Annotated in this window: 1 tRNA gene and 2 rRNA genes (1 of these 3 running past the window's edge); all 3 read left to right on the top strand. The window is 53.8% G+C overall.

Going from position 1 to position 3,332, the window contains the following annotated elements:
- Nucleotides 1–2,596 (top strand): 23S ribosomal RNA (locus FBZ97_RS34205); it begins 236 nt to the left of the window's first position.
- Between the two features lie 210 nt (nucleotides 2,597–2,806).
- Nucleotides 2,807–2,921: ribosomal RNA gene (rrf, locus tag FBZ97_RS34200) — 5S ribosomal RNA — on the top strand.
- A gap of 333 nt (nucleotides 2,922–3,254) precedes the next feature.
- Nucleotides 3,255–3,331, top strand: a tRNA-Met gene (locus FBZ97_RS34195).
- Nucleotide 3,332: the final 1 nt, after the last annotated feature.

Here is a 3,332-nt window from a genome sequence, read left to right as displayed (position 1 = left end):
CATCTGAATAAAATAGGGTGTAAGAAGCGAACGCAGGGAACTGAAACATCTAAGTACCTGCAGGAAAGGACATCAACCGAGACTCCGCAAGTAGTGGCGAGCGAACGCGGACCAGGCCAGTGGCAATGAGTGTTAAAGTGGAAGAACCTGGAAAGGTTTGCCGCAGAGGGTGACAGCCCCGTACGCGTAGATACACTTATTGTCCTAGAGTAGGGCGGGACACGTGAAATCCTGTCTGAACATGGGGAGACCACTCTCCAAGCCTAAGTACTCGTGCATGACCGATAGCGAACCAGTACCGTGAGGGAAAGGTGAAAAGCACCCCGACAAGGGGAGTGAAATAGAACCTGAAACTGGATGCCTACAAACAGTCGGAGCCCGCAAGGGTGACGGCGTACCTTTTGTATAATGGGTCAACGACTTAGTGTAACAAGCAAGCTTAAGCCGGTAGGTGTAGGCGAAGCGAAAGCGAGTCTGAATAGGGCGATATAGTTTGTTGCATTAGACCCGAAACCGAGTGATCTAGCCATGAGCAGGTTGAAGGTTGGGTAACACCAACTGGAGGACCGAACCCGCATCTGTTGCAATAGATTGGGATGACTTGTGGCTAGGGGTGAAAGGCCAATCAAACTCGGAAATAGCTGGTTCTCCGCGAAATCTATTTAGGTAGAGCGTCTGGCGAATACTCCCGGGGGTAGAGCACTGGATGGGCTATGGGGACTCACCGTCTTACTGATCCTAACCAAACTCCGAATACCGGGAAGTACTACCAGGCAGACACACGGCGGGTGCTAACGTCCGTCGTGAAAAGGGCAACAACCCTAACCTCCAGCTAAGGTCCCCAAGTCATGGCTAAGTGGGAAAGGATGTGAGGATCCCAAAACAACCAGGATGTTGGCTTAGAAGCAGCCATCATTTAAAGAAAGCGTAACAGCTCACTGGTCTAGTCAAGGGTCTTTGCGCCGAAAATGTAACGGGGCTGAAGCCATGCACCGAAGCTGAGGATTCCTCTTTGAGGAGTGGTAGCGGAGCGTTCCGTAAGCTGATGAAGGGATACCCGTGAGGGGTCCTGGAGGTATCGGAAGTGCGAATGTTGACATGAGTAACGATAAAGAGGGTGAGAGACCCTCTCGCCGAAAGACCAAGGGTTCCTGCTTAAAGTTAATCTGAGCAGGGTTAGCCGGCCCCTAAGACGAGGCGGACACGCGTAGTCGATGGGAACCACGTTAATATTCGTGGGCCTGGTGGTAGTGACGGATTGCTTAACTTGTTCACACTTATTGGATTGTGTGGGCGGGGACGCGGTTCCAGGAAATAGCTCCACCGTACAGACCGTACCCGAAACCGACACAGGTGGTCAGGTAGAGTATACCAAGGCGCTTGAGAGAACTATGTTGAAGGAACTCGGCAAATTGCACGCGTAACTTCGGAAGAAGCGTGACCCTTATATGCGCAAGCATGTGAGGGTGGCACAGACCAGGGGGTAGCGACTGTTTACCAAAAACACAGGGCTCTGCGAAGTCGCAAGACGACGTATAGGGTCTGACGCCTGCCCGGTGCTGGAAGGTTAAGAGGAGGGGTGCAAGCTCTGAATCGAAGCCCCAGTAAACGGCGGCCGTAACTATAACGGTCCTAAGGTAGCGAAATTCCTTGTCGGGTAAGTTCCGACCTGCACGAATGGCGTAACGACTTCCCCGCTGTCTCCAACATAGACTCAGTGAAATTGAATTCCCCGTGAAGATGCGGGGTTCCTGCGGTCAGACGGAAAGACCCCGTGCACCTTTACTATAGCTTTACACTGGCATTCGTGTCGGCATGTGTAGGATAGGTGGTAGGCTTTGAAGCAGGGACGCCAGTTCTTGTGGAGCCATCCTTGAAATACCACCCTTATCGTCATGGATGTCTAACCGCGGTCCGTTATCCGGATCCGGGACAGTGTATGGTGGGTAGTTTGACTGGGGCGGTCGCCTCCGAAAGAGTAACGGAGGCGCGCGATGGTGGGCTCAGACCGGTCGGAAATCGGTCGTCGAGTGCAATGGCATAAGCCCGCCTGACTGCGAGACTGACAAGTCGAGCAGAGACGAAAGTCGGTCATAGTGATCCGGTGGTCCCGTGTGGAAGGGCCATCGCTCAACGGATAAAAGGTACGCCGGGGATAACAGGCTGATGACCCCCAAGAGTCCATATCGACGGGGTTGTTTGGCACCTCGATGTCGGCTCATCGCATCCTGGGGCTGGAGCAGGTCCCAAGGGTTTGGCTGTTCGCCAATTAAAGCGGTACGTGAGCTGGGTTCAGAACGTCGTGAGACAGTTCGGTCCCTATCTGCCGTGGGTGTAGGAATATTGACAGGATCTGTCCCTAGTACGAGAGGACCGGGATGGACATATCTCTGGTGGACCTGTTGTCCTGCCAAGGGCATAGCAGGGTAGCTATATATGGAATGGATAACCGCTGAAGGCATCTAAGCGGGAAACCAACCTGGAAACGAGTGTTCCCTATCAGAGCCGTGGAAGACGACCACGTTGATAGGCCGGGTGTGGAAGTGCGGCAACGCATGAAGCTTACCGGTACTAATAGCTCGATTGGCTTGATCGTTCTCATTGCTCGTGCTCATCGAATAAGATGAGGCAATAGGATGTAGGCAGTAGGCAATAGCCGCCCTGCCCAACATCCAAGACGTGTTCAAAAAAAAGACAAGAGAAGCAAAGGCTATTGCCTATTGGCTACCGCCTAATGCCTCTCTTCACCAGCTTCTCATAGGGCTAAACCGCTAGCGCGGTTTAGCCCGAAGTTGCGCTTTGCCGACCTGGTGGTTATGGCGGGGTGGCTGCACCCGTTCCCTTTCCGAACACGGCCGTGAAACGCCCCTGCGCCCATGGTACTTCGTCTTAAGACGCGGGAGAGTAGGTCGCTGCCAGGTCTGCTAATCGCAACTCCAGGCTAAATCGATGAAATCGATTTATGCCTCGCTAAATTGCTCAGCAATTTATGCCTCACAAAATCTTCTCGTCACACTCCGAAATACGGCCAGGCCGTGTTACAATAGGCCGCTAACGCGGCCTTTGTCGCTTCTGAAGGGAAGCGCAAACGCTTCTGGAATTTGGTGGGAACCGCAAGGGTGCCCACACGCGATAAACCCTTCGGGGTTACGCTGGAAACACACGATAAACCGCTCTGCGGTTTACGTGGACGCGACAAACCGCGCAGCGGTTTGCGCAAGCGCGATAAGCCGCAACGCGGCTTACGCTGGTGACGCGGGGTGGAGCAGCCCGGTAGCTCGTCAGGCTCATAACCTGAAGGCCGCAGGTTCAAATCCTGCCCCCGCAACCAA

The organism is Rhizobium sp. ERR 942, from assembly GCF_007828395.1.
Lineage (GTDB): Bacteria > Pseudomonadota > Alphaproteobacteria > Rhizobiales > Rhizobiaceae > Rhizobium > Rhizobium dioscoreae.
Note: the sequence above shows the minus strand (reverse complement) of the source record. Positions and strands in the feature narration are given on the sequence as shown.